This window comes from Paenibacillus sp. NPDC058174, from assembly GCF_042883865.1.
Taxonomy (GTDB): domain Bacteria; phylum Bacillota; class Bacilli; order Paenibacillales; family Paenibacillaceae; genus Pristimantibacillus.
Genome location: NZ_JBHVUY010000003.1, coordinates 247676 through 272282 on the forward strand (window position 1 = coordinate 247676; position 24607 = coordinate 272282).

General features: G+C 47.9%; 23 protein-coding genes. 21 read left to right on the forward strand and 2 right to left on the reverse strand.

Annotated features, from left to right (window positions below):
* The first annotated feature begins 153 nt into the window (after positions 1-153).
* From ACFVVF_RS17255 to ACFVVF_RS17290, 8 genes are all read left to right on the forward strand, one after another.
* Positions 154-1839, forward strand: coding sequence for a methyl-accepting chemotaxis protein (locus tag ACFVVF_RS17255; protein ID WP_387812075.1), 1686 nt, complete (start codon positions 154-156; stop codon positions 1837-1839).
* Between the two features lie 181 nt (positions 1840-2020).
* Positions 2021-2824: an inositol monophosphatase family protein gene (locus tag ACFVVF_RS17260; protein ID WP_387812078.1), complete on the forward strand. Its 804-nt coding sequence runs from the start codon at positions 2021-2023 to the stop codon at positions 2822-2824.
* Positions 2825-2973: 149 nt separating this feature from the next.
* On the forward strand, positions 2974-3708 hold the full coding sequence (locus ACFVVF_RS17265; protein WP_387812080.1) for a hypothetical protein: 735 nt from the start codon (positions 2974-2976) through the stop codon (positions 3706-3708).
* A 105-nt stretch (positions 3709-3813) separates the two neighbouring features.
* Positions 3814-4929, forward strand: a complete 1116-nt coding sequence (locus tag ACFVVF_RS17270) for a hypothetical protein (RefSeq protein ID WP_387812083.1) — start codon at positions 3814-3816, stop codon at positions 4927-4929.
* Positions 4930-5045: 116 nt separating this feature from the next.
* Entirely contained in the window at positions 5046-5681 is a 636-nt protein-coding gene (locus ACFVVF_RS17275; RefSeq protein WP_387812086.1) for a TetR/AcrR family transcriptional regulator, read from the forward strand.
* 15 nt (positions 5682-5696) lie between these two features.
* Positions 5697-6203, forward strand: coding sequence for a DUF4188 domain-containing protein (locus ACFVVF_RS17280; protein WP_387812089.1), 507 nt, complete (start codon positions 5697-5699; stop codon positions 6201-6203).
* Between the two features lie 198 nt (positions 6204-6401).
* The gene (pyrH, locus tag ACFVVF_RS17285; protein ID WP_387812092.1) at positions 6402-7139 is read left to right on the forward strand and encodes a UMP kinase; all 738 of its coding nucleotides are present in this window, start codon (positions 6402-6404) and stop codon (positions 7137-7139) included.
* 57 nt (positions 7140-7196) lie between these two features.
* The gene (locus tag ACFVVF_RS17290; protein WP_387813112.1) at positions 7197-7526 is read left to right on the forward strand and encodes a low molecular weight protein tyrosine phosphatase family protein; all 330 of its coding nucleotides are present in this window, start codon (positions 7197-7199) and stop codon (positions 7524-7526) included.
* Positions 7527-7608: 82 nt separating this feature from the next.
* Here the strand turns inward: ACFVVF_RS17290 and ACFVVF_RS17295 are convergent, their stop codons facing one another.
* Entirely contained in the window at positions 7609-8319 is a 711-nt protein-coding gene (locus ACFVVF_RS17295) for a DUF421 domain-containing protein (protein ID WP_387812095.1), read from the reverse strand.
* Between the two features lie 118 nt (positions 8320-8437).
* Between ACFVVF_RS17295 and ACFVVF_RS17300 the strand changes: the two genes are divergently transcribed.
* The 3 genes from ACFVVF_RS17300 (at position 8438) to ACFVVF_RS17310 (ending at position 10717) form a co-directional block, all read left to right on the forward strand.
* Positions 8438-8770, forward strand: a complete 333-nt coding sequence (locus tag ACFVVF_RS17300) for a hypothetical protein (protein ID WP_387812098.1) — start codon at positions 8438-8440, stop codon at positions 8768-8770.
* A gap of 30 nt (positions 8771-8800) precedes the next feature.
* Positions 8801-9007, forward strand: coding sequence for a hypothetical protein (locus ACFVVF_RS17305; protein ID WP_387812100.1), 207 nt, complete (start codon positions 8801-8803; stop codon positions 9005-9007).
* 159 nt (positions 9008-9166) lie between these two features.
* A complete protein-coding gene (locus ACFVVF_RS17310) occupies positions 9167-10717 on the forward strand; it encodes a tetratricopeptide repeat protein (protein ID WP_387812103.1) in 1551 nt (516 codons plus the stop codon).
* A 102-nt stretch (positions 10718-10819) separates the two neighbouring features.
* Here the strand turns inward: ACFVVF_RS17310 and ACFVVF_RS17315 are convergent, their stop codons facing one another.
* Positions 10820-11488, reverse strand: a complete 669-nt coding sequence (locus tag ACFVVF_RS17315) for a hypothetical protein (protein WP_387812104.1) — start codon at positions 11486-11488, stop codon at positions 10820-10822.
* Between the two features lie 181 nt (positions 11489-11669).
* Here ACFVVF_RS17315 and ACFVVF_RS17320 point away from each other — a divergent pair, with 181 nt between their 5' ends.
* The 10 genes from ACFVVF_RS17320 to ACFVVF_RS17365 form a co-directional block, all read left to right on the forward strand.
* Positions 11670-13088, forward strand: coding sequence for an MDR family MFS transporter (locus ACFVVF_RS17320; protein ID WP_387813115.1), 1419 nt, complete (start codon positions 11670-11672; stop codon positions 13086-13088).
* Between the two features lie 355 nt (positions 13089-13443).
* Complete coding sequence (locus ACFVVF_RS17325; protein WP_387813118.1) at positions 13444-13980, forward strand: GNAT family N-acetyltransferase; 537 nt, start codon at positions 13444-13446, stop codon at positions 13978-13980.
* Positions 13981-14037: 57 nt separating this feature from the next.
* Complete coding sequence (locus ACFVVF_RS17330; RefSeq protein ID WP_387812107.1) at positions 14038-14706, forward strand: response regulator transcription factor; 669 nt, start codon at positions 14038-14040, stop codon at positions 14704-14706.
* The gene (locus ACFVVF_RS17335) at positions 14703-16085 is read left to right on the forward strand and encodes a HAMP domain-containing sensor histidine kinase (protein ID WP_387812110.1); all 1383 of its coding nucleotides are present in this window, start codon (positions 14703-14705) and stop codon (positions 16083-16085) included. Before ACFVVF_RS17330 ends, ACFVVF_RS17335 begins: the two co-directional genes overlap by 4 nt.
* A 185-nt stretch (positions 16086-16270) precedes the next feature.
* On the forward strand, positions 16271-17281 hold the full coding sequence (locus ACFVVF_RS17340) for an oxidoreductase (RefSeq protein ID WP_387812113.1): 1011 nt from the start codon (positions 16271-16273) through the stop codon (positions 17279-17281).
* Positions 17282-17401: 120 nt separating this feature from the next.
* Positions 17402-18253, forward strand: a complete 852-nt coding sequence (locus ACFVVF_RS17345; protein WP_387812116.1) for an amidohydrolase family protein — start codon at positions 17402-17404, stop codon at positions 18251-18253.
* A 154-nt stretch (positions 18254-18407) separates the two neighbouring features.
* Positions 18408-20132: a S41 family peptidase gene (locus tag ACFVVF_RS17350; RefSeq protein ID WP_387812119.1), complete on the forward strand. Its 1725-nt coding sequence runs from the start codon at positions 18408-18410 to the stop codon at positions 20130-20132.
* Between the two features lie 126 nt (positions 20133-20258).
* On the forward strand, positions 20259-21731 hold the full coding sequence (locus tag ACFVVF_RS17355; protein WP_387812122.1) for a protein adenylyltransferase SelO: 1473 nt from the start codon (positions 20259-20261) through the stop codon (positions 21729-21731).
* Positions 21732-21847: 116 nt separating this feature from the next.
* On the forward strand, positions 21848-22381 hold the full coding sequence (locus ACFVVF_RS17360; protein WP_387812125.1) for a GNAT family N-acetyltransferase: 534 nt from the start codon (positions 21848-21850) through the stop codon (positions 22379-22381).
* 350 nt (positions 22382-22731) lie between these two features.
* The coding region (locus tag ACFVVF_RS17365; RefSeq protein WP_387812128.1) for a leucine-rich repeat protein at positions 22732-24607 on the forward strand (1876 nt) is incomplete at its 3' end.

Below are 24607 nucleotides of genomic sequence, written 5' to 3' on the forward strand. Positions count from 1 at the left end.
ATTTTCTTGCTAGTCTGCCTGCAGGATAAGGAGATTCTGTTACAAGTAGGTCCTATGGGATAAAATGTCTTGGGAATTGTAGTTCGAAAGACTTATTATGGATATTCAATATGCATTGCATAATGAAATATTTGTAAAAGCGAGGTGCGGGGAATGAATTTTACCATTCGAAAAAAATTGATGGCAGGTTTTTTAGGAGTTATTATCCTTCTTGGGATGATTAGCAGTATGTCGTTTGTTCAGATTCAGCAAATTAACAATTCTTATTCAGATTTAATTGAACGCCGGTCTGTTATTCTAATGAACGCAAAGGATATGCAAAATTATGCTTCTAGAGCGATAAGCGGTTTGCGCGGCGCATTGCTGGAGGAAGAGGGGCAGGCCGAAACACTGGCAGCAATGATTGCTGATCTTGAAAAGGTTGTACAGTTGACCGGTAGCTTAGCCTTGCGTACAGAGACTAAAGATATGCTGAGTCAGCTTGAAGCATTGAATGCAAAGTTTCGAGTAGAATCGGATAAAGTGCTTGCTCTCATTCATTCGGACCCGATAGAAGCCAAACGCTATTCAATAGAAGTGGCATCGCCAATAGCCCGGGATATTAGGAATGTAGCTGATAAATTAGCCTTAGATCAGGCAACCTTTATGGAGGAAGGCACCAAAGCGAATTCTAAATTGGTTGACTCTGTCAGTGATACGATTTTATTTTTGAGCATCATTTCGCTTATTCTAGCTGTTGGAATAGCGATTCTTATATCTCAGATCATTGCTAAGCCGATTCTCGCACTGGCAGGGGGCGCAGAGAAAATCGCTGCGGGTGATCTGACGCAAGCGGACATTCAGGTGAAAAACCGGGACGAAATCGGCCGGTTGGCAGATTCGTTTAATCAGATGAAGTTGAACCTAAGACAATTGATTCGTGAAGTGGGACTTAACACTGATCAGGTCGCTGCAACTTCAGAAGAGCTGTCTGCAAGTGCTGAACAAACGAGTACGGCGACCGAGCAAATTTCAGCAGCCATTCAAGAGGTCGCGTCCGGCGCTGCCACTCAGGTGTCCAGTGCTGCAGCCGCAACGAATGCCGCAGCAGAGATTTCCAAGGGGATGGATCAGGCCGCTGCATCGATTCAATTGGTGTCCGAATTAACGGCTGCTGCTAATGATAAAGCAGATGCCGGCAATACAGTGGTCGCACAGACGATTGAACAAATGAATCGGGTTCGCAATTCAGCTAGCGAGACGGCTGAGATCATTTACACCCTTGGTGAAAAGTCCAACGAAATCAATCGAATTGCTGCGTTTATTACTCATATAGCTACCCAGACCAATCTATTAGCATTGAATGCTGCCATAGAAGCTTCGCGGGCAGGTGAAGAAGGGCGAGGGTTCGCCGTAGTGGCTAGTGAAATACGGAACCTGGCTGAGCAATCCAGTGTGGCAGCAGGCAAAATACGTGATCTCCTTCAAGAGGTTCAATCGGAGACCGATAAAGCTGTTCATTCTATGCATGAGGGGACATCTGTCGTCAAAGCAGGCATGGAGATGGTTCAGCGTACAGGCGAGTCCTTTTCTGAGATTGCGGATTCTATTGGACAAGTTGTACTGGAGTCGCAAGAGGTGTCGTCCATTGTAGAGCAAGTGAATGCAAGCTCCCAGAGCATGCTGGTGATGATGGAAAATGTGGCCCGTATTGCCGAACAGTCGGCGGTTAACACGCAGAATGTGGCTCAATCATCGGAAGAACAGACGGCTGCAATGGAGGAAGTGTCAGCCTCTGCGGAAGCTTTAAGCAAGATGGCTCAAGAGCTGCAAGAAGCGATAAGCAAATTTAAAGCATAGCTTCTCAAACGTAATAGCCTCGCCTGCATAAGGGCGAGGTTTTTTTGTTATAGCAGTGGTGTTTTTCGTTGCCTGTATTTCTAGGCTCGCCGCAGGAGGGTTGATCGTTTCCAGTGATTCACCTAAAATAATGATATTCTAACAGCTGATGTACGGCAGAAATTCGAAGGAGTGAAGTCTCATGCGCGCTGAATACGAAATTTACGAACAGTCTCTGCCTTGGATATTGGAAGCAGGGGAAATGATAAAGAACAGAATACAAGGGCATACCGAAATTAAGCAAAAATCCAGCCATTCCGATGTGGTGACAGAGGTTGACCGCGAGATCGAGTCGTTTCTGGTGAGCAAGATTAGCGAGCATTATCCCGAGCATAACATTGTGGGCGAGGAGAATGTCGGCAACCATGCTTCATCAAGCCCTTATATGTGGATTATTGATCCCATTGACGGGACAAGCAACTTCATCAATCGAAAAAAGGACTTTGCTATATCGGTAGCCTTTTGCGAGCGGGACCGCGGCATATTCGGCATCATCTATGATGTGATGGCAGGCAAGCTATACCGCGCTCACCAAGGAAGCGGTGCATTTTTGAATGATGTCGCACTGAACACCGCTGGTAAGGATGGCTTGCTTGAGAACGAACTAATGGCGATTAATGCGCCTTGGGGCAGTATGGAGGAAATGAAGCGCTGGGAGCACTTCTTTAAGCTTGGCACCCAAGTCCGCGGCGTACGGAATTATGGCGCAACGACGATGGAATTGAGCGATTTGGCGACAGGCGTGCTGGGCGGCTATGTTCAGTACTATGTAAACTCATGGGATTATGCGGCTGGCCGAGTCATATTGGAGGAGCTTGGCTATGTGTTCTCCGATTTGGATGGCAATGCAATCGACAGAGTCTATTGCGGAGGCATTCTCGCAGCCAGTGAACCGCTTCATCAACAGATCGTTCAATCTTTGAAAAAGTCTTTAAGCGAGGCTTAGTAGTAATTGTAATATGAAGTGATGGCCCCGTCTGCATGCAGACGGGGTTTTTTCACTGGCCTCTGAAACGAAAGTCTCAGTACAGTCTATGTCAATTGTGGTAAACTACTGACCAGAATTATACAGTTTGCTAAACGGGAGGGGAACATATGTATATCGTATCACAGCCGAAGCCGCTGACTGATGAGCAACAATTAAGGTTATCGCAGGTGAATGCCGCTATCGCTCCACCGGGTTACTTGAGTTTTTTACAGCGATTCGGAGAGGGCACTTACAGAGGGTGGATGAATGTTCAATTGCCAGATCCGGAAGTGCTGAAGCCCTTTGCCGAGTATGATTTATGGGAGCATGACGGGAATAGCCCGATCACGCAGGAACAGATCGCACAATGCGTAGCTATAGGTACAACAGTCGACGGCGACTTTCTTGCGGTGCATCCCCCAACAGCGCAACTGCTGTGGCTGCCGCGTCACGCGGATCAGATAAAGGCCCTTTCACTGCAGCCCGGTGAACAGGATGATGAAGAAACGTATGCCTTTGTAATGGATGAAATCTATAGCTGGGTGTACGGAAGCGGGAGGGAAGGTGGCGTTTATTATGAACCGTGGACGGGCTCCCGTAACCATATGTTTTTGCGGCTGCCGCCAGGAGAGGGACAATTGTCATTAGAGGAGTTGTCCGGCATGTGCCGCTTGGCTTTTCCCCCCGATTTCATAGAGGAGTCGCTCTATTCTTGCCATCTGTTCTATCAGGAGCTGGGCGGCTATGTCCGGTTCAATTATGCGAATGGGCAAGAGGCGGCCATTATGTACGAGCAGGACGCCGGGCAGACATGCAAGACGATGGAAGGCTGGCTTTTGTCGAAAGGATGTCAGCCCATTTAATCAAATCCCGATAAGAATGGTTTCCTAGGAATTGTTCTTTACATATCCCGCAATCGGGCAGCATGCTAGATTAAGACAACGGCTACCTAAGGAGGCGTCATTGTCATGGTCGATGTATTTGAGGTTGCAAAAATTATCGTTGAGCGCATTAAGACCCACTATCCCCAAGATGTTGCCATCGTCGGATATTATGGGTCTTATTTGCAGGGCAGAGCGACGGAGCGTTCGGATTTGGATTTCTTTTTTATCCCGGCCACCGTACGAGGAAGAGAAGTCGAACTGCAATTTATTATTGAAGGGATCAGCTTTGACTTTTGGCCGATTCCTTGGGATCGCGCGGAAAGAATAGCGGCATTCGAGGAATGGAACACGACGATAATAGCGGATTGTGAGCTTCTGTATGTCCGGTCGCCGGATGACCTCGCTAGATTTATGGGGCTCCGCGAGACTATAGCTGCACTGGGCAATTCGTCCAATACGTTAAAGCTGGTCCAACAGGCGGAGACCGCACTCGGCAATTGCTTGATTAGCTTGGCTAAACTCCGGCTTCCTGCCAGTCCGGGAGATTTATCCTACTGCCGGGTTCAAGCGCATGAAATTGTGACGAGCTTATTTGAATCGTTTTGCTTCTTGAACCAAGTCTACTATACACGCGGCTGGGGTCATTATCGGGAGCAAGTCAGGCAGCTGCCCATTAAGCCCGCTCAATTGGAGCAGCATGTAGATACGATTATGTTCAGTCGTTCGCGGGATGACATCTTGTTTGCTTGCGAACAGTTGATTGCGGATACGCTTAGTTTGATATCAGAACGGAGAGCAAGTGTGGAAGGAGCCCGTTCCTATCGGGACCGGATGAAGGGGTATTATGAAGAGGAACGAGGGCTGATGAACAAGCTGTTGACTGCGTGCGAAAAAGGACACTATGAAACGGCATTTTTCGTTGCCATTGGTGTGCAAGACGGTTTAGCCAGAATGCTGTATTCCGCAGAAAAAGGCAGCTGGCCGAGCAGCTTGGACTCCGGCGAGTATCGGACGTACTATGAGCAGTTCGGATATCCCGATCTCATTGCCTTGTTAAATCCAATCGATTTCGAACCGTTGCGATTGGCGGTTTTATCGCTGATCGAGAAATTAGAGAAACACTTGAAATCTGAGGGCGTCCCGCTAAACCAGTTTGATTCCGTTGCCCAATTCAAGTCCTTCGTTTTGTCGTGCAGTTGATGCGATTGCGGGCTGTGTGTTAGCTGCTTGGCTAGCTTAGTTTATCATTTGACACTTTAAGTTAACATGAGTTAATATTTTAACTAGTGTTAGTTAATTGTGGAGGATGATGTATTGTGACCCTTACAGATATTCCATTAAGGGAGCTCAAGAAGGCTCGCAACAAGGTGGCCTTATATAACGCCAGCTTATCTCTTATGGGAGAGAAAATGTTCAGGGAAGTCATGCTTGATGATATTTGCCGAGCAGCGGAGGTTTCGCGGGTCACCTTTTTTAAATATTTTCAAAGGAAAGAGGATCTGCTGCTGTATTTCATGCGTGTCTGGCTGACTGAACGAATCATTGAGGTAGAAGCGGAAGGGATGAGCGGCTTTGCCGCCATCAGACATCTGATGGGGAAGGTGGCGGAGCAGAATAGGGAACGCATTGGGCTCATGCCAAGCTTGATTTCTTTTCTTGCGGAGATGAAGATGCATCCCGATATGCCGGAGATGAGCAAGGCGGAGGTTCTGCTGCTGTTCCCTCATCATGTAGAGCTAGGCTCCCGGTCACCCAACATGTTCGAATTATTTCACCAGTGTATGACGGAGGCGCATAAGAGCGGGCAGCTAAGAAGCGGCATCACCGTAGATCGGGCGGTTCAACTGCTGCTGACCATATTTTACGGAGCATTTTTGACAGCACAATTGTATAATTCGCCTGATGTTGCGGATGTTTACGAAACCCATCTGTTATTGCTTGAAAATCACTAAAGGAGCGGTGAGCATATGAGCAAGGTCATACCGGGCCGGTTTACGGCCGAAATGGATGGAGATTTCGTTGTTTTTATCATTGGCATGCGTATTAATAAATTGTGGGCCGTATACAAATGGCTGCCCGTATTCATGGCGATGGGTCCGATGATTCAAGAGCTGTATCGAAACCGTGAGTTGGGCTTTCTGGACATGAACTTCTATTTATCCTGGCGTGGAGTATCGCTGGTTCAATACTGGAATTCTTTTGAGCAGCTCGAGCATTATGCACGCAAAGGCGCCAACCACTTGGAGGCTTGGAAAAACTTCAATAAGAAGGTCGGAACGAGTGGTGTGGTAGGCATTTATCATGAAACGTATCTGGTTCCGGAAAAACAACATGAGTCCGTCTACAACAATATGCCTGTGTACGGACTAGCCAAGGCTGGCCGCCATGTTGCTGCTGTCGGGAAGAGGGAGACGGCAAGCAGACGGCTTGGCCGTGAAGGGGAACCGGCAGTTCCGACGCCGCCTAACCCGTAGGGCGAGGAGAACCACGGAATGGTTGCATTATTCCTCCAGTATGTATAAAATAAGCTGAAGAAAAAATTCGAAAGAGGTGGGAGTATGAGGCTAAAGCGAAAAGGCAATCTTCAATTAGCTTCATATTTTCATTTCATTGAAACACTAAAGCATTCATTGCTTTAGTGTTTTTTTATATCCAATTGGAGGTGTGCTTAATTGTCCAGGTACAAAAGAGTTCTCATCAAATTAAGTGGCGGAGCCGTTGCTGGAGACTCCGAATTTGGTTTTGGGCCAGAAAGATTGGAGCATATCGCTAATGAAATTATGTCGGTTGTGAGCTTGGGAGTTGAAGTAGCGCTTGTTATCGGAGGAGGCAACATATTTCGCGGTAATATGGCTGAGAGCTGGGGGATCGAAAGAGCTGAAGCCGACAATATCGGAACGCTCGCAACGGTCATCAATAGCTTAATGCTCCGGGGCGTACTTAGAGCCAAGTCGGGCAAAGAGGTTCGTGTAATGACTGCTATTCCGATTACATCCGTAGCAGAGCCATACATCAGACTAAGGGCCGTTCACCATTTGGAAAAGGGCTACATCGTCATTTTTGCAGGAGGCAACGGGCAGCCTTACGTTACTACGGACTATCCGTCCGTACAGAGAGCCATCGAAGTGAACTGTGAAGCGCTGCTGGTTGCCAAGCAAGGTGTTGATGGTGTTTATAATGCAGATCCAAGGTATGACAACCAAGCGAAGAAATTTAAATCTCTACATTACAACGACGTGCTGGCACACAACTTGAAAGTAATGGACCAGTCCGCCTTCATATTAGCAAGAGATTACAATTTACCGATGCATGTATTTAACTTCGATAAGCCGGGGTCGATGAGAGGAATTTGTGAAGGAAGTAATAACGGAACCATCATTAGCGGCGAATCTGTTCTGGAGTTGGAGTGATTATGCTAAAATACTGGAAAAGCACGGTTAAGATCAAGAAGGAACGGGTGAAAATCTATTAAATTACTCTTTATATGCAGCCGCAATAAGTGGCGAAGCCTGACTGCCGAGAAGATATTCGACGGTTACAATGGATATGAGGTGCGGTCGGCCGGAACGGAAGAAGGAGCCAGAATTAAAGTTACTGAGGGACATATCGGATGGTCGGATATGATTTTTGTGATGGAGAAAAAACATACGAGAAGACTTAACGAGAAATTTGCTCGGCAGCTCAATGGGAAGCCGTTGATTTGTCTGGATATCCCGGACGAGTACCGGTTTATGGACGAGGAATTAATCGAAACTTTGAAGTCAAGAGTATCGGGGTATATCGAAGGGATTGAATAATTCAATTAAAGGCTGACCCTATTCAGCATAGGGTCGGTCGCTTTAAATTGTTGAGCCGTAGCATCGATTACTACTATAATCATTATCCCGGATCAATCGGATTTTGAATCTCATCGTGGTAATAATCAAAAAACAGATTGTTTTGCGTGCCTTTCACTGCATAGAACACGTCGGAAACTGCCTTTTTGTGTTTCTTCAACTCGCCCTCCAGCCATTCGCGGGTCAAATCGTTTTGGGAGAGATTTTCTTCGAGCACCTTTCCATCGATAATAAGCTCTACCGGAAAAGATTTGAGCTTCGCCACATGGAGCTGCAAATCTTTGCGAGTGACCGCTTCATATTCGCTTTTCTTTTTGACGGAAAGCTTGCCATGATCCTCCATAACCGCGTATTCAACTTCCTCCATGTTGAAAATATTTTTCTCGCGCAAATTCTGTATCAGGGAGTCCATCGTATAGCGGATTTTTCGCATATTGCCTTCAAGGATTTTTCCATTCTCAATAATGACAGTAGGGGTGCCGGAAACCCATTTGCTCCAGGTCCTGTTTTTTAGTGAGATGAGGGAGGAGAGGTAAGCTGTCCCGAAAAAAACAACGAGTGCGAGAATTAAGAGCCATCGATTAATCGAGGTGTTGAAGGCCAAATTGGCCGTGATTCCTCCTAGCGTAATGCCGCTCACGAAATCTTGGAAGGTCATGTTGGAAATCGTTTGTTTGCCTAGTATTCTCGATACGACAAGCAGGAGGATGAAAGCGACCCCTGTTCGGATAATAATCTCGATAGATAAGTGCACTGGAATTGCCCCTTGTATAAGCGGTATTCCCGATCAACATTCAGCCGGGATTGTATCACTATTTGCTTAGATAAGGCAAAATATTCATCGATTATTTTTTGTCATTAAACGAGAGGGAGTGTACGATCTGTCTTATTCTATTTGGCTTGAAGCTGAAGCATGGTTGGAGGAAACGTGGGATATCCATGATGTTAATATGGATGTAATCGTTGAATTTGAAGACGGCTCCAGATGGATTGCTACATTTTATACATATAAGAACATATTGACGCTTGCCGAAAAGGATAAACAAACAGGTGAGCACTTGAATGGAAAGTATTTTTGGGGCAGTGATATGGTGCTTGTGGACGAATGCAGCCGATCTCGAATTGAAGAAGTAATCGAGCATCTCTTGAATAAAGGTGACTTCGTCACAATTTTTGATAAGTGTGATGATCATCTGTTAGATTGAAACAATATTATTATAGCGGGGGACATACCCATGGAAGCTGAAGAGTATAACGAGCATTTTTATACATGTCCTCTCTTGAATAAAGAAATCGATCAGGGCGCTTGCTACGACATCAATATGGTTGCGGGTGGCTGGATTAAGAAAGAAGTGCTTATAGTTCTGGAGAGAGAGTATGGAATGAGCATTGATACAGCGATAGCCTCCCAAATTTGCCCTGCGTGTAAACACTCTCTGTAATAAAAACAGTATCATTTCAGCTATGGAATAGAGCGAGCCTCCACCATGATTTGGAGGGTCGCTTTTTCTTTTATGCGTCAAAAAGGTTATGATAGCAGATAAGAAGACGAGGCCATATTGATGAAGCCAATAACTAGCAGAGAGCAGGATAAAATAAGAATGACGAATCGAACAGAACAACGCTACCGCTTTAGCGAAGCGCCTATTTGGGAGCTGCAGCGGACATATTATGAAGAAAAAGGGATGAAGGCCTGGAACAATGACCAGGTTCCTCAATATATAACGAGCAATCCGATGATCGGGACAGCCTATGCAGAACTGGTCTTTGGCTTTCTTCAAGATCGGGCAGCCAAGGGGCATAGCACAGAGCCAGTCTGGATTGTAGAGCTTGGAGCGGGAGCGGGACGTCTTGCTTTCCATGTACTGCTGGAGCTGTGCCGGCTTCGGGATTATGCAGGGATGGAATTGCCTCCGTTCCGCTATGTGATGACGGATTTAGCAATGAATAATGTGCTCGCCTGGAAGGAGCATCCCGCACTGCAATCCTTTATTGCCGAAGGGCTGCTTGACTTTGCACGATTCGATGCCGCTAATGATAGCGAGCTGGACTTAGTTGTCTCTGGCAGCACAATACGTAAGGGCGATTTGGAACAACCGTTAATCCTTATTGCGAATTACTTTTTTGACGGTATTCCACAGGAATTGATCTATGTTGGCGGCGGTCATATTTACGAAGCCGATGTCATTGTCGATACTCCTGCAAATATCGATTCGCTGTCGCCATCCGAAGCGTTAAATCAGATCAAGTTGCGTTATGAGCATCGACTAGCGCCTGAATATGAAGAGGCTGCCTATCCATATCGCGACCTCATTGCTGTATATCAGGAACAATTAGAGGATTCCCATATTTTGTTCCCTGTCGTTGGATTGAGTTGTTTAGAGCGTCTCAATCAGTTGTCCCAAGAAGGCTTCCTGCTAATAACAGCAGATAAAGGCGATCATTTGATCGATATGTTCAAATTTGCGGAACCGCCAGAGCTGATTTTGCACGGAAGCTTCTCTTTTACCGCTAATTACCATGCAATTCAGCATTTTTTCGAATCGAAGGGAGCCGCATCACTATTCCCAACGCATCACTACAAAAATATTAATGTCGGCTGCGTATTCCATACGGACGAGCCGATGAGCTATTTTCAAACGAGATTGGCTTATCGCCGCTTTGTTCAACGGTATGGTCCGGACGATTTCTTTAGTCTGAAGGAGTGGGTGGACCGCAATTTGGACAGTATGGGATTGCAGCAAATTTTAAGCTTTTGGCGTTTGGGCGGCTATGACGCGGAGTTTTTCATTCAGAGCGCGAAGCAAATTTCCAGTCTGCTGCAAGAAGCTAACGATGACGAGCTGCAAGACATTTTACGAGGGATCGAGCATATGTGGTCTTCGTATTATGAGATGGAGCAGCGTTATGACTTGGCGCTGGATGCGGGACTTATTCTGTTTGAGATGGACATGTACGAGGAATCGAAGCGCTTCTTGGAAATATCAGTTGATACCGATCAAGATGAGATCGTGTCTACTGTATTCTATTGCCTGGCTATCTGCTGCTTTGAGATGGAGCTGGAGGACGAGGCAATCAATTATACGCGGAAGCTGTTAGAGCTTGAACCTGATCATGAAGAGGCGTTGGCGCTGTTGGAGCGGTTTGAGTAGAGCCGTCAGGAAATAGCGACTAATAATAAAAAGTGAGAGAGCAGGGATTCTTCAATGAATTCTTGCTCTTTCGCTTTTATCATTTATGCCGAGGATCCTCCATTAATTGTCCATGCTGTTAAGCCTGGTGCGTACCCATACTCTAAGCAGTAGGATAAGGCCTGCTGCAGCTAATAGGATACCAAATATGAAGATAACAACGGGAATCACTAAGGCAAAGGGATTTGCAGAGGCGTATTGAATATCTGTCTTATATCCCATGAGAGAGGCGCCGCTGTATTTAACTAATCGGATGTCTAACGGGTCCTTTGATTTATTTTCCACGCCCATACGTTTAACCTCTACCTGTTTCAAGTGGTTCACATAATAAATATTCCATTTATTTTGCTCAGGCATCGTCACAATCGCTAGCAGGTCGTCTTGACGGTTTCTATTTCCGGTTTCACGAATGACAAAGGTATTTACCCAAACCCCTTTCGTGTAAGTCGCATTATCATTTGAAAGTTGTGCAGCAATAGGGCGAGTGAGCGGCTCTCCATTTAGAATAACCTTCAAATTGACGACATCGCTTGAAGGCTCTTCTACGATCTTTATCATGTTGTTATTGAATTCTAGCTGGTTGTTTATAAGATCTTTATGAGTTATTTCGTATTGATGATCTAAGGAGCGTTGTGTTTGTTTTTCCTGGTACATCAGATATAGAGGGTTGAAGGTTGCTAGACTTATCATAATGCCTAATATGGTTAACGAGATTCCAATGATTTTCTTCATCTTGCCCGCCTTTCACCAAACATGGTGGTACACTCATCATAACGGAAAGATGTTTGCCAGACATCATACATTGACAATTTTTCTCGATATCTCTATTCTAACTAAGTAGACCAATTGTTATAATAATGTTATTTTATATAGACTGGTCTAATTATTAGCGTGTGAAAGGATGAACGTTTTGATTACTTCTGAAACACAGTCACAAGTACAACAAGTGCGAAATCCGAAAGCGATGGCTTTTGTGCTTATGCTGGGCGCTTTTATCGGTCTATTCAGTGAAACGGCATTGAATATGGCGCTCACGAATATTATGGATGACTTCGCTATTTCAACAGCTACTGTGCAATGGCTTACGACCGGGTATTTGCTCATGTTAGGCATTCTTGTACCGGTATCGACTTTCTTGATTCAATGGTTCACAACGAAGCAGTTAGTCATTGCTTCATTAGTCTTTTCAGTTACGGGCACCATATTAGCCGCAATCTCGCCTACCTTCTCCGTGCTGCTCATGGGCCGTCTCATACAGGCGGTGGGTACAGGCATATTGCTGCCGTTAATGATGAATGTTATTTTAGTCATTTTCCCGATTCAGAAACGCGGCGCGATAATGGGTGTGATGGGCTTGGTCATTACGACCGCTCCCGCTATTGGTCCAACTGTGTCCGGACTGATCGTGGATGCGTGGGATTGGACATATATTTTCTGGGTCAGCTTATTTTTCTTTGCGGCCTTGATTATTTTCGGATTACGGCAAATCGACAATGTATCGAAGCTAACGAAGCCAGCCGTAGATTTGATCTCGATTGCGTTGTCCACGATCGGCTTTGGCGGGCTTGTCTACAGCCTAAGTGCAGTAGCGGAACAACCATTTGCTTCTGCACAAGTATGGATTCCATGTCTTTTGGGCGTAACCGGACTCGTTCTATTTGTAATTCGGCAGCTCCGTTTAAAACAGCCTATGATTAACTTGCGTGTCTTCAGCTATCCGATGTTTACACTCGGAACGATATTGGTGTTTATCAGCATGGTATTGATTTTGTCGACAGCGATCCTGCTGCCGCTTTACTTGAAAGGTGTTTTGCTCGTTAGTGCTGCTGTAGCAGGACTTACTCTGCTGCCTGGCAGCTTGCTAAATGCACTGCTTTCACCAATTGTTGGCCGGTTATTTGATCGGTTTGGAGCGAAAAAATTTGTGCCGCTCGGCTTTTTACTTGTACTAATTTCTAGTTTGTTGTACGTGTGGGCGCTATCTTGGGATACGTCTCGTTGGCAAATTCTCGCAGGCTATATGATTCTGTTTCTAGGCATTTCATTAATTATGATGCCAGCACAAACGAATGGCTTAAATCAACTGCCTCGTCATTTGTATACCGATGGTTCGGCTGTCATGAACACGCTGCAGCAGATAGCGGGGGCGACCGGAACGGCGTTGGCGATCCTGTTGATGACGAGCGGACAAACCTCGTATAGCGAGAGCTTTCCAGACTCTTCGGCAGCAGAATTGCTGGCCGGGGGTGTGAAATATGCGTTTTACTTTATTACCGGGATCTCGTTTGCAGGCTTAGTGGCTTCTCTATTCATTAAGCGTGTACGGGTATAGTAAAGGATCAAAATGCAAAACTGCATTTTGTTAGTCGTTTTATCGCCGTTTTATCGCATCAAAATGCAAATGTGCAGGTTGATTGGCCTAAAAAGCCCGATATGGCGCAATATAGTCATTTTCAAATGTATAATTACATTTGATGGCCGTTTAGGCCGTTTTGGGGCTCATTAAAATGCACTTTTACATTTTGTTTCTTTTTTTCAGTCAGCAGATCGATTCCATCTGCGAGGTATGGATTCCGGTGAAAAGAAAGGTATAATTTGAATGGAAGCACTAGGGTGGATGCTCTAGTGCTTTTCTTTGAGTGGAAGCAACTAATAAAGTGCCTCAATACAGAAAGGTTGGATTGAATATGAGCAGCAGCTCTATTTATTTAAGATATTTGGTTAAGGAGGATGCAGAAGCTCTTATTGACATAAAGCTAAGAAATCGTCCGTTTTTTCAGCCGTTCGAACCGATCCGCGATGAATCGCATTTCACACTGGCGGTACAGGAACAGGAGATTGTGAGCGGGAATGAAGCAATGGCCAATGATCAGTCTTATACATTCGGGATTTTTCTTCAAGCGACGGACGAACTGATCGGAAGAATAGCGTTAACCGGCATTGCCCGCGGCCCTTTCCAGAATGCCTATTTAGGCTATTTCGTTGATCAGCAGCATAATGGCAAAGGTTATGCAACAGCGGCGGTCTCCTTATGTGTGGAAAGGGCATTCAATGAACTCGGCTTGCACCGGATTCAAGCTGGCGTTATGCCAAGGAACAAGCCCTCCATTCGAGTTCTGGAAAAGGCAGGCTTCAGGCACGAGGGCTTGGCCCAGCAATATTTGAAAATTAACGGAGCATGGGAAGATCATGCGCTGTTTGCAATTGTTAGTTCGGATAGATAACGGCTTTAATCAAGCATTAGTCTGTCATTTGAATGGAGAGAAGGAGGACAGAACGGTATGGCTACAATTCTGATTGCAGAAGACGATGCTCATATTCGCGAACTGATCAGCTTTCATATGCAGAATGAAGGGCTGGATACGGTGGAAGCGGATAATGGCGTCGATGCACTGTCAATTGCGGAAAAAGGTGGTGTCGATTTAGTCATCCTCGATATTATGATGCCTCGGATGGACGGCTGGGAGCTGTGCAGAGAGCTTAGGAGCGGGGGCAGAGATATTCCGATTCTAATGCTGACGGCTATAGGGCAGAAGGTGAAGGGGTTTCAGCTTGGAACCGATGATTATTTGACCAAGCCGTTCGACCCGGCCGAATTGGTACTAAGGGTGAAAACCTTGCTGCGCCGGTATCGGATTGCCACTTCCCATATCATTCAACTGGGAGACCTGGTGCTTAACAAGCTCTCTTTGAAGGTCGTTCGGGGCAACGAAGAAATGTCCCTGCCGTTAAAAGAATTCGAGCTGCTGTTCAAGCTGGCCAGCCATCCCGGACAGATCTTTACCCGCGAGCAATTGATCGTCCAGATATGGGGGATCGCTTATGAAGGCGATGACCGGACCGTTGATGTACATATCAAAAGATTGCGGGAGCGCTTCGCAGGAGAATCGAAGCACTTCACGATTGAGACTGCTCGCAGCCTAGGATACCGGCTCGTACTGCACCCATGATTAAATCCCTCTATGTTCGCGTCGTATTGACGTTTCTGGCGGTCATTCTGTTCGCTCTCCTCGCCGCTTCAATTATCGGCCTTGTGTTGTTTCAGAAAGATTTAAATGCTCTGCAGAAGAAAGAAATGTTAACAGCAGGCGAGCATATTGTTCGTGTCTATCATCAGTCAGATGTGCAGGATTTGGAATCGTTCATTGAAAGTGTCTCCGAGTTAACCTCGTATCCGGTACAAATCTTCGCGGAATCTGACCAGCCTGAGCTGTACGAAGCGTTGAACCGGAAGTATGAAGTTCAGCTTTCTCCAGAGTCGATTCATAAAGTGTTGGCCGGTGAGATCTACCAGCCTGACTTGAAATCAGAAGGCGCATTCGTCGGCTTTCCCATTCTATACAAGGATAAGCCTTATGCATTAGTCTTGCTCTCTTCCTCTAGAAACGAAGGCATGATTATAAGCTTGTTTCTAACGATACTGCTGCTCGTCTTAATCATTGGAAGCTTGTGTATACTGCTCGCAGCGGGCTACTTAGTGAAGCCGATTAAGGTGCTGACGGAAGCGACCAAGCGGCTGGCGAAGGGCGATTTTGACGTGACGCTGCGGATGAAGCGTAAGGACGAGCTAGGCACACTGGCGCATAGCTTCAACGATATGGCTCAGGAGCTCAAGCAGCTGGAGACGATGCGGCGTGATTTTGTCTCCAATGTATCGCATGAAATTCAAACCCCGTTAACCTCGATCACTGGCTTCGTTAAGACGCTTAGGAATAACAAAGGGCTGCCGGAAGAACAGCGGGATCGCTATCTCGGTATCGTCCTGACGGAGAGCGAGCGTTTGTCCAGATTAAGCGATAATCTGCTGGCGCTTGCTTCACTAGAGTCGGAGCATCACCCGTTCGAGCAGCACACTTTCCGCCTTGATGAGCAGCTGAGGCAGATCGTCGTTGCCTGCGAGCCCCAATGGCTAGCCAAAAACATTCATATGGAGCTGCAATTGCCAAGAGCTGTCCGAATAACGGCCGATCCCGACCAGTTAAGCCAAGTGTGGATGAATGTGCTGGGCAATAGTATCAAGTTCACACCGGAGGGCGGGCAGATTCATATTGCGCTTGCCTCTGCTCCCCACTCTCATACCGTTACTGTCACCGATAGCGGACCTGGCATTTCTCCCGAAGACATCAGCCGCATCTTTGACCGCTTCTACAAAGCAGACCGATCGCGCAGCGGAGGAGGGAATGGACTAGGACTTTCCATCGTCAAAAAAATAGTCTCTCTCCATCAGGGACATATCGAGGTGCATAGCGAAGAAGGGCAGGGCACGACGGTTGCTGTTACATTGCCCGTATCAGCATTGCCGCCTGGTGAACAGGCCCAGCAGTCATAGTCCAAATCGAAGCGGGATGGAGCAGAATGGAATTCTGTACCGTCCCGTTTATTTTGCCGAAGCTGCTTATGCGACAAATTGTTTGGCTGGCAAACGGGCTTGACATGGAGTCAACTCCACACGATAAGATGCGTTTGTAACGAGCAAGCTAAGCAAGACTAATCGAGCATAGAGGAGATGGAACGATGCCTGCAAATAAAGCTTATCAAATTACACCTCAAGAACCGATCCCATCCGGATTCGGTCCGCAGACAACAGCACAAGAGGCGCTAGGCGGACGTGATCTGAGCGGCAAGACTGCTATTGTAACCGGCGGCTACTCGGGTATTGGCTTGGAGACAGCGCGTGTGCTGGCCGAAGCCGGGGCAACGGTTGTAGTACCCGCGCGTACACCGGAGAAAGCGAAAGCTTCGCTTGAAGGTATCTCTCGAGTGGAGCTAGAAGAGCTGGATTTGCTGGACCCCGTTTCGATTGATGCCTTTGCACAGCGGTTTCTGGATTCGGGCAGAGCTTTAGATATATTGGTCAATAACGCAGGAATTATGGCTGCACCATTAGTTCGTGACACACGCGGCTATGAATCGCAATTCGCCACTAATCATTTGGGCCACTTTCAGCTGACTGCCCGGCTCTGGCCGGCCTTGAAGCAAGCGGGCAGCGCACGAGTCGTGTCTGTATCCTCAGCCGGCATTCGCTTCGGCGGCGTCGATTTTGACGATCCGAGCTTCGAGCATCAGGAATATGAGAGATGGCGTGCTTACGGCCAGTCGAAGTCGGCCAATGCGCTGTTTGCCGTCGGGCTGGACAAGCGGGGATATGAGCATGGCATTCGTGCTTTCTCCGTACATCCCGGCAGAATTTTGACCGATTTGGCGCGGTATATGAGCGATGAAGAATTGCGTGCCATGGGTGCGGTTGACGAGCAGGGACGCCGGATTACAACTACGCCGAGCGGATATAAGACCGTCGAACAGGGAGCTGCAACAAGCGTTTGGTGTGCGGCGAACGAGCAGCTGAACGGGAAAGGCGGTGTCTATTGCTTAGATACCGATATCGCCCAGGTTGATACGGAATTTACGCTGGACGGGGTAAGCCAAGTGGTGACAGGGGCGCTCCCTTGGGCAATTGACCCTGACTTGGCGGAGCGGTTATGGCAGCTTAGCGGAGAGATGACTGGCGTCAAATTCACATCCTAAGCCGTGCTGCAGGAATTGCTGCATAATCTTTTATTGCCAAATCAAACATTTCAATTAGCGGCGTTCATACCCGCATGCTATTTTTAACTGGACCAGACTGGTTCAGATGGAGGATGAGGTATGACGATTATTGATTTTCGTATGAAGGCGCCCATTCCGAAGTGGGAAAAGCTGTTTGAAGATGCCAAGGATGTCGTAAAGGACTATCACCAGTTGCGCAATGTAGAGGCGATTCCGTCTAACACTTTAGAAGAAGTTATCGAAGAGCTTGATTCTCATGATATTGCCTATGCAGTCATTATGGGGCGGGGGAACGAGCCCGGTTCCTCAAATGAAGAGCTGGCAGATTTTCTGAGAAGTCCGGCTTCCGATCGCTTTGTAGGCTTTATAGGGGTGGATACTCCTGATGTAGATGAAGCGGTAAGAACGATAGAGACGTTTGCGGCAACTGGACTGTTTCGCGGCGTTGCGGTCAATGCTTCTGTGCTGCAGCCGCATTTGCCAGTTGGGGATGCCTCATGGGACCCGATTTTTGAGACCTGCGTGAAGTATAAGCTGCCGCTGGTACTCACGTTAAGCGTGTTTCTAGGCTTAACCGGGCCGCGGCAAAATTATGATTTTGTCCGGCCGAGTCAACTGTATAGAGCGGCAAAGGCTTTTCCAGAAGTGAACTTTATTATTTCGCATGGGGCTTGGCCGCTAGCAGGAGAAGCGATTGCCGTTGCATCGTATACGCCGAATATTTATATTCTGCCCGACTTATTTGTCCGGTTCCCGGAAGGCGATAAATATTTGGAAGCGGCCAATTTTCATTTGTCCGGCCAAGTCCTCTACGGTAGCAATTATCCGAATGTTCCGTATTCCTTTACGCTGGACAAGGTCAAAAGCTATCAGTGGGACGAAGCGGCCTACCGGAAGTTTGTATATGAGAATGCAGCTAAGCTGCTGGGGCTCCCCAGCTGGAAAGAGTGATTGTCTATACCGAAGCGGTAGATCAGATTGATCGGCCGCTTTTTTATTTTGCCCCCGCATACGTACAGAATTTCTCCAGTTCACGCTCCGTTCATGTTTCCCTCCTAAGCTCATTGCAAGCAGCTGCAGAATGATAATTCGGGAGGAAAATAACATGTTTGATTCCATCAAGTGGTTAACGGTGTATGAGATGATTCTTTGCTTGCTTCAATTACTCATACTAATGAGATACGCGGTGCCGATTACAAGAAAAAGCTATCGCTGGATCGATTTTTTACCCAGCGCAGGCATGGTGGTCGCGCTTGTAAGCTTTCTCGCAGGGGACAGTTCGATCCTGGCGCTGGCATTTTATTTTCTAACAGTACTGTTGTTCCTATGTACAATCCGAAGGGTATTTAAGCCGGCTCATGCTTTCGCGGCCCCTAAACGCACTATTGTGAAAATAACAAGGGTTGCCCTAAGTCTATGCGGTATCGTCTTTATTGGGGCAGCCATTACAACTGCAGGCGAGATTCGTTACAATCCGGTCAGCAATTTTAGCGAGATGAGCTATTCCGATGCTTTCATTCGATTAAACGAGCGGTTGTCGGTCGAATATCCTTTTGGAGAATGGAAGCGGATTGACTGGGAGGGGCAGCGCCAAAAGTATGAACCGCTGTTCAAGCAAGCTGAGCAAACGAAGGATAAAGCACTGTATTACAAGACATTAAGGGAGTATCTTGCTTCCATGAGGGATGGTCATATTCGGATTGCGAACGATAGGCTGTATGACAATCCGATTTATAAGCAGGAGGGCGGAGGCGGATTCGGCTTGAGCACCCTTCGGCTGGACGACGGCAGGGTGTTGGTTACCCTTGTGCTGAAGGATAGTCCAGCGGATCGGAGCGGCATCCGGGCCGGTGCAGAAATTATAAAGTGGAATGGCGAAGGGGCGGAGCAAGCTTACCGTAAAACCGAGTGGAGCGACTCGCCGAATACGAACCAGAATGAGAATGTGAACAGGGGCCGCTTTATGGTGAGAGCCGCGATTGGGCAAGAAGTGGAAGTCGTATACAGAAATGCCGGGTCATCAGATGTGATTGCAGTGAAGCTGACGGCATATGACGATCAATATGAAACGCTAAGAATGACGAAGCCTCAAATTGTAAGGGGAGCTCCGCCAGTTGAAGGCGAAATACTCAGCAACGGTTACGGTTATGTACGGATCACCAGCTTCCTCTCTAATACGGCTGTACGGAGCGACAACACTTTGAAAAGCCTGCTGTCCAGCCATTCACCATCCGATCCTGCAACGCTGCTGAGGGAGCAGCTAGAGAGCTTCTTGGATAAAGGGGTCAAGGGGCTTATTATCGACCTTCGGGACAATCCCGGCGGCGAGGATGCTCTCGTCGTGAAGATGGCCGGATATTTCGTAAGTCAGGAGAAGCGATATTCCTACGCAAGCTACTACAACCGAAATACGGGGAAATTCGAACAAAATAGCGGCGAAGACTATGTCATAAAGCCTGCTGAGCCTTATTTTAACGGTAAAATCGCCATTCTCGTCAACGGACGAACGGCAAGCTCGGGAGAGGGGCTTCCTCTGGCGTTGAAGGGTATGCCGAACGTTACCATTGTAGGCTTTACAGGTACGAACGGTTCATTCGGGATTATGACGAGTCCGATTATCGTGAAGATGCCGGAGGGCTATACGGTGGAGTCCGCTGACGGAAGGGCACTGGACGAGAAGGGTATTATTCAAGGAGACGGCGATTATACCGGGAGGGGCGGCGCCTTGCCCGATGTGGTCATACCGCTTAACGAAGAGACTTTTACCGCTAAATACGTGGAAGGGCAGGATATTGAGCTGAAGTATGCAATTGAGGCGATGGAGAAATAAGCGGGTTTAAATTTAAGGTGCTGCGGAGCGGCAAGAGGTATAATATATGGACATAGGGAAAAGTTAACCAAGATTTTGCTGTGTTCATGTGCTGAGAAGGATACCTTACAGAATTCAGGTGATACGATGACAGATTCAACAACAATAGATGCGGGCTGGCACTTCGATAACAGCTATGCCCGGCTGCCGGACAGTTTTCATAGCAGTGTCCAACCAACGCCAGTCAGTTCGCCGGAGCTGGTCGTTTTCAACGAATCTTTGGCTAAAGCTCTAGGTTTAAAACCGGAGGCGCTGCAAAGCGATAACGGCACAGCCTTGTTTGCCGGCAATGAAATACCGGAAGGTGCCTCGCCGCTTGCTCAAGCTTATGCGGGGCATCAGTTTGGACATTTCACGATGCTTGGCGATGGCCGGGCGGTATTGCTGGGCGAACAAATTACTCCTGCGGGAGAGCGGTTGGATATTCAGCTTAAAGGCTCCGGCCCTACACCATTTTCCCGCCGAGGCGATGGCCGGGCAGCGCTCGGACCGATGCTGCGCGAGTACATTATCAGCGAAGCGATGCATGGACTGGGTGTGGCAACGACGCGCAGTCTGGCGGTAGCAGCAACCGGTGAGCTTGTGTACCGGGAAACTACGCAAATGGGTGCGGTCCTCACTCGGGTGGCAGCTAGCCATTTGCGTGTGGGAACGTTCCAATATGCCGCTCAACGGGGCGTAATTGAAGATCTTAGAGCTTTGGCGGATTATGCGCTGCAAAGACATTTTCCAGAAGTGGAGCTGGGCGAGGGACGATATCTCCGTTTGCTGGAGGAAGTGATCAAGCGGCAGGCTGAGCTAATTGCGAAGTGGCAGCTTGTCGGCTTTATTCATGGCGTCATGAATACCGACAATATGGCCATTAGCGGTGAAACGATCGATTATGGTCCTTGCGCTTTCATTGATGCCTATGATCCGGCAACAGTGTTCAGCTCCATTGACAGCAATGGCCGTTATGCTTACGGCAATCAACCACAGATCGGCGCCTGGAATTTGGCTAGATTTGCAGAAGCGCTGCTGCCTTTGTTACATGAGGAAGAAGAACATGCCATTACGCTGGCTGAAGAAGCGATTTCGGACTACCCCGATTTGTTCCACTATCATTGGCTAGGGGGAATGCGGGCGAAGCTTGGCATTTTTGGCGAGGAGCCGCAGGATGAAGCGCTTATTGAAGACCTGGTCAACATGATGCGAAAATATAGCGCTGACTATACGAATACCTTCCGCGCCTTAACGCTTGGGCGGCCGGAGGATACGGTTCTGTATGGCACCCCGGAATACGAGCAATGGAATGCACAATGGCAGGACCGGCTGGAGCGGCAGCAGCAATCAAGTACAGAGTCGCTTGAGCTGATGCGCAGCAGCAACCCTTCTATCATCCCGCGCAATCATCGGGTGGAAGAGGCGTTGAAGGCTGCTGTGGAGAATCATGATTTTAGTGTGATGCACCGGCTGCTGGCTGTACTATCGGATCCTTATGCCTATTCCGATGAGCAAGCCGATTACACGACATTGCCAGAGCCGTCGAAGCTTCCTTACCAAACATTTTGCGGAACATAATGAAACCCCTGTAGAAAGCGAGGATTGTGTATGCCGGTATACTTCTTCCAGTCTGAGAGCCATTCGTAATTAAACAGACTAGGAGCGTGGTTATAATAAATACCTCTTTATTGACGATGCGGTTAGAAACGGAGCGCCTGATTATCCGCCCTTATATCGAGAGCGATTTGATGGTGTCATTTCAGCTAATGCAGGACCCTGAGCTGTTCACCTATATGCATATGGGTGTTTTATCTTTAGAGGATTACAAGGGCTTATTCCGTTGGCTGCTAAGCAGCTATGATACGCCTTTTGATCGGCCGTTTAAATATTCATTTGCAATAATAGACAAGGCGACCGGCGACTTCATTGGCTGGTGCGGGGTCGGTGTGCTGGATTTCAGCGTGCCGGATAACGAGCTTTATTATTTGATCGGACGCCCGTATTGGGGCAATGGTTATGCCGCAGAAGCGGCCGCTGCCTTGACTGATTATGCATTCGCGGAAATCGGCCTGAACCGGCTGCTTGCCAAAGCGGATCCGCGCAACGTAGCGTCTCTGCGGGTATTCGACAAGCTGGGCTTTACGTTTGATCGCGTGCTGACCGGTTTGACCGGCGATGATGAAGAATGCAATGGTGAACATCTGTATGTTCGATATGCCCGCCGGTAAACGGACGGACAGCATGCAGAACAACTAATACCCCTACGAACTGATACATCTGCAGATATAGCACGAAAATTGAAAAACAACGTTCAAACGCTGCTGACACCTTTGTGTCAGTAGCGTTTTTTTATACATCCTAAGAGACCCTCTAACATCACTTGCAAATAAAACGGTATTACTCGCAAATTAACTTCACAAAAACTTCAAAACTCCGCAAGGCTTGATACTGCGCGACTTTGACTGATTCTTTCATTATTCTTTTATTGGCCGTCTTTATTATGAAATATAGTAGTCGTCCAGTTGCATAAACCGTAGAAGCCTATCCGCTTCAACCGTTATAGTAGAGGAGATAGATCATGAAAAAATCAGTCATATGCTTATTAATTGTATTATTTGCGTTCGGGACTTCATTCTCGCAGATTCGACCTGTATATGCAGCCGAGAACGACTTTACTTTTACAGTCGGCGCCAACGGCGCAACGGTTTCGAACTACGGGGGCACGGATCTGAACGTGGTTATTCCCGCTGCTTACGAAGGGACGGCTGTAACTGAGATTGGGAGATCAGCATTTGATACGTACGGTACGGGCAAGCCTAGAATTACGAGCGTCGTGATTCCGGATAATGTGAAGGTCATTCAAACGTATGGATTTCGTTATACTAGCCTTACATCCATAGACCTTCCTGACAGCTTGTTAACGATCGGTGCCAGCGCATTCGAGAACAATCCGCTTACAACCGTCGTTTTTCCGGACAGTGTGGTGACTATCGGCAACTATTCATTTTATATGAATAGTTTGACATCGATTAAATTACCGGAAAATCTGAAGTCGATTAATGGCGGTGCTTTCGACACCAATCACATTGCGAAACTGGTCATTCCGGCTGGTGTAACGAATGTCGCCAGCAGCTCATTCTTTAATAACAGCTTGACAAGCGTCACGGTGCTAGGCGATGCAACAGCTTTTGGGACAGACGTATTTGCTCGTAATCCGGGCAATCTAAAAATATTTGGAATTGCGAATTCTCCTGCAGCCGCTTATGCGGCGAGCAACGGACATGCGTTTGTGGACGGAACGGGGCTGTTTCAAGCGGTCGCTAGCGCCAAGTCGTTGTTGAAAAGTCACTTGCCAGGCACCGGTGTAGGACAAGTGCCCGCGAATACCTACAACGACTTGTCTGCCGCCTATGACGCAGCCAAGCTTTTTATCAACGGAATTGGGAATGCCACCGTCGCTTCCGATCTGGCTGACGCTGCAACCCCACTGACCTCTTCAATCGCGGCATTCAATACGCAAATTGTCCAAGCCGGCAATCCGGCGGCGTTGGGGACGGCGATCGCGGCGGCGCAGCAAGCGTTAACGGATCATCCGCAAGGCGTAAACGTGGGACAATCGTCGGCGGGAGCCCGCAGCGCTTTACAGAACGCGATTGCTGCAGCCCAGCAGATTTTCAATCAGGCTGCCCATTATCTACAGGGCGAATTGGAAGCAGCTGTCGCAAATTTGGAAACGGCGATAGATACATTCGAGGACATGATTATCTCATCCGGCGATCCGACTTCGCTGGGCGCAGCGATCGTGGCGGCGCAGCAGGCGTTGACGGATCATCCGCAAGGCGTCAACGTGGGGCAAACGTCGGCGGAAACTCGCACCGCGCTGGCAACTGCCATCGGTACAGCGCAGCAGATTCTCGGGAATGCGAGCAATAACACGCAGAATCAATTGGATACTGCCGTCGGTCAGTTAAATGCATCCGTTCAAGCCTTTAATGCCGCTGTACTTCAACCGGGAATCCCGACAGTACTGGGTGCGGCGATCGTGGCGGCGCAGCAGGCTTTAACGGATCATCCGCAAGGCGTCAACGTGGGGCAGACGTCGGCGGAAACTCGCACCGCGCTGGCAACTGCCATCGGTACAGCGCAGCAGATTCTCGGTAATGCGAGCAATAACACGCAGAATCAATTGGATACTGCTGCCGGTCAGTTAAATGCATCGGTTCAAGTGTTTAAAGCCGCCGTCGTTCAACCGGGGATTCCGACTTCGCTGGTCGCGGCGATCGCAGCGGCGCAGCAGGCGTTAACGGATCATCCGCAAGGCGTCAACGTGGGGCAGACATCGGTGGAAACTCGCACCACGCTGGCAACTGCCATCGGTACAGCGCAGCAGATTCTCGGTAATGCGAGCAATAACACGCAGGATCAATTGGATACTGCTGCCGGTCAGTTAAATG

Excerpts from the sequence above, each read along its gene's own strand:
- ACFVVF_RS17340 (WP_387812113.1), top strand. The coding sequence starts at position 16,271 with ATGCCTGCAAATAAAGCTTATCAAATTACACCTCAAGAACCGATCCCA.
- ACFVVF_RS17335 (WP_387812110.1), top strand. The coding sequence starts at position 14,703 with ATGATTAAATCCCTCTATGTTCGCGTCGTATTGACGTTTCTGGCGGTC.
- ACFVVF_RS17315 (WP_387812104.1), bottom strand. The coding sequence starts at position 11,488 with ATGAAGAAAATCATTGGAATCTCGTTAACCATATTAGGCATTATGATA.
- ACFVVF_RS17345 (WP_387812116.1), top strand. The coding sequence starts at position 17,402 with ATGACGATTATTGATTTTCGTATGAAGGCGCCCATTCCGAAGTGGGAA.
- ACFVVF_RS17305 (WP_387812100.1), top strand. The coding sequence starts at position 8,801 with ATGGAAGCTGAAGAGTATAACGAGCATTTTTATACATGTCCTCTCTTG.
- ACFVVF_RS17255 (WP_387812075.1), top strand. The coding sequence starts at position 154 with ATGAATTTTACCATTCGAAAAAAATTGATGGCAGGTTTTTTAGGAGTT.
- ACFVVF_RS17330 (WP_387812107.1), top strand. The coding sequence starts at position 14,038 with ATGGCTACAATTCTGATTGCAGAAGACGATGCTCATATTCGCGAACTG.
- ACFVVF_RS17310 (WP_387812103.1), top strand. The coding sequence starts at position 9,167 with ATGACGAATCGAACAGAACAACGCTACCGCTTTAGCGAAGCGCCTATT.
- ACFVVF_RS17280 (WP_387812089.1), top strand. The coding sequence starts at position 5,697 with ATGAGCAAGGTCATACCGGGCCGGTTTACGGCCGAAATGGATGGAGAT.
- ACFVVF_RS17325 (WP_387813118.1), top strand. The coding sequence starts at position 13,444 with ATGAGCAGCAGCTCTATTTATTTAAGATATTTGGTTAAGGAGGATGCA.
- ACFVVF_RS17260 (WP_387812078.1), top strand. The coding sequence starts at position 2,021 with ATGCGCGCTGAATACGAAATTTACGAACAGTCTCTGCCTTGGATATTG.
- ACFVVF_RS17350 (WP_387812119.1), top strand. The coding sequence starts at position 18,408 with ATGTTTGATTCCATCAAGTGGTTAACGGTGTATGAGATGATTCTTTGC.
- ACFVVF_RS17355 (WP_387812122.1), top strand. The coding sequence starts at position 20,259 with ATGACAGATTCAACAACAATAGATGCGGGCTGGCACTTCGATAACAGC.
- ACFVVF_RS17265 (WP_387812080.1), top strand. The coding sequence starts at position 2,974 with ATGTATATCGTATCACAGCCGAAGCCGCTGACTGATGAGCAACAATTA.
- ACFVVF_RS17270 (WP_387812083.1), top strand. The coding sequence starts at position 3,814 with ATGGTCGATGTATTTGAGGTTGCAAAAATTATCGTTGAGCGCATTAAG.
- ACFVVF_RS17360 (WP_387812125.1), top strand. The coding sequence starts at position 21,848 with ATGCGGTTAGAAACGGAGCGCCTGATTATCCGCCCTTATATCGAGAGC.